The sequence below is a fragment of the Okeania sp. SIO3I5 genome, from assembly GCF_010672085.1.
In the GTDB taxonomy this organism is placed as follows: domain Bacteria; phylum Cyanobacteriota; class Cyanobacteriia; order Cyanobacteriales; family Microcoleaceae; genus Trichodesmium.
In genome coordinates this window covers 38619-40406 of the sequence record NZ_JAAHHT010000037.1, presented here as the reverse complement: position 1 = coordinate 40406, position 1788 = coordinate 38619, and the positions used below count along the sequence as shown (strand labels likewise).

Annotated in this window: 2 protein-coding genes; one reads left to right on the top strand and one right to left on the bottom strand. The window is 34.2% G+C overall.

The window, feature by feature from the left end:
* Positions 1–793: 793 nt before the first annotated feature.
* Positions 794–916, bottom strand: a complete 123-nt coding sequence (locus F6K40_RS11485) for a hypothetical protein (RefSeq protein WP_293135688.1) — start codon at positions 914–916, stop codon at positions 794–796.
* Between F6K40_RS11485 and F6K40_RS11480 the strand changes: the two genes are divergently transcribed.
* Entirely contained in the window at positions 906–1508 is a 603-nt protein-coding gene (locus F6K40_RS11480) for a hypothetical protein (protein WP_293135686.1), read from the top strand. The two genes, F6K40_RS11485 and F6K40_RS11480, sit on opposite strands and share 11 nt — an antisense overlap.
* Positions 1509–1788: the final 280 nt, after the last annotated feature.

Here is a 1788-nt window from a genome sequence, read left to right as displayed (position 1 = left end):
TCAAATTTTTCTGAGATTATTGACTAATAACATTTTCATAAAATCTTGCTACGGTGGTTTTCTCTGCTGGCAGGAATTTAGAGATTAATACTGTAAGAACCTTTTTTGAATTTGATATAAATCTCGGGAAAAGTTGAAGTGGGTAAGTCAAAATATTCTTTCCTTGTTAATGGGAATTTTAATAGAAGTGGTAAATATAGCGCTCGCCTCATTGGTTGATTCTAAGTCTCAAATTTTTCTGAGATTATTGACTAATAACATTTTCATAAAATCTTGCTACGGTGGTTTTCTCTGCTGGCAGGAATTTAGAGATTAATACTGTAAGAACCTTTTTTGAATTTGATATAAATCTCGGGAAAAGTTGAAGTGGGTAAGTCAAAATATTCTTTCCTTGTTAATGGGAATTTTAATAGAAGTGGTAAATATAGCGCTCGCCTCATTGGTTGATTCTAAGTCTCAAATTTTTCTGAAATTATTGACTAATAGCATTTTCATAAAATCTTGCTACAGTGGTTTTATCTGCTAGTGGGAATTTAGAGGTTAGTACTGTAACAACCTTTTTTGAACTTGATATAAATCTCCCGAAAAATTTAAGAGGGGAAGTCAAAATACTCTTTTCTTGAACAAGAATTGTGAAGTTAAATAAAAATTTAGATAGTGCATTCTAAAACGAATATCACGATAGTAGATTTGCGCGGTTGTGTTTCGGATATTTCTATTTCACACAATGTTTTTCTCTTGAGCAAACTTCACAACCACAAAGTTACACAAATCTTCTATTTCCTAACTATATCTACAAGGAGTCAATAATTATGAAAATTGAAGTTGCATTGAGTAAATTATTAACAGTTACTGGATGATTAATTTGCATAGCAGGTGCTAGTGGAAGTGCCCATGCTAGTACAATGTTTTTCACTGATGTTAATGCTTTTGATGCCTTAACAAATACAACTTTAGTAGAAGACTTTGAGGATTTCCCACAAAAAGCGTTTCCAGAAAAAAGGGAGATTTTTGCATCCTTTGTTAGTAATGGTAATACATATACAGGTTTAGCTGGTGTTCCTTATCTCAACGTAGGGGTTGCTGCCCCTGGATTCACTAATTTTGGTGTTCCCATAACTACTACCAGCATACTAACTGCTAATGGCGATGAAGATTTTACGGTAGAATTTGGTATACCCACAGAAGCAGTAGGATTTAATACTTATCTTAATGCTTTTGGTCCAGCAACAGTTAGTGTTTTTGGTCATACTGGTCTTCTTGACACTTTTGTATTAAGTCACGACCCAACAACTGTAGGATTTTTAGGAATACTTGCTAGTGAAGAAATTAGTTCTATTCGCTGGACTACAGTAAGAGGAGGGAGTATTAATACCGGAATTGATAATATTGTGCAAGGTACAAAAATTGAGAGTGCATCAACGCCAGAACCTACATCTGCACTAAGCTTAGTCGTTTTGGGTGTTCTAGGTTTCGGTTCACGTTTACTAAAAGGAAAATCACGGTAGTACATTTGTGCTGTACTTGTAAGGAAAAGTTTTGGTAATTTCGTTCTGTCAGTTTTTCCACAAGAAAACGTCTGAGTACCAATAGTAAAGGTAGGGGTTTGGTTACCAAACCCCTTAAGAAAGGAAAAAGATTGAAAAATACTCCCTTACTCCCTTACTCCTCTACTTTCCTACTTTGAAAATTAGAATCAGATTTTTCGGGAATTAAATTTTTCTACCTAAACCTCAAGCAGTTATAGCTATAAGGAAAAGTTGCGGTAATTTCGTTGTGTCATTTTTT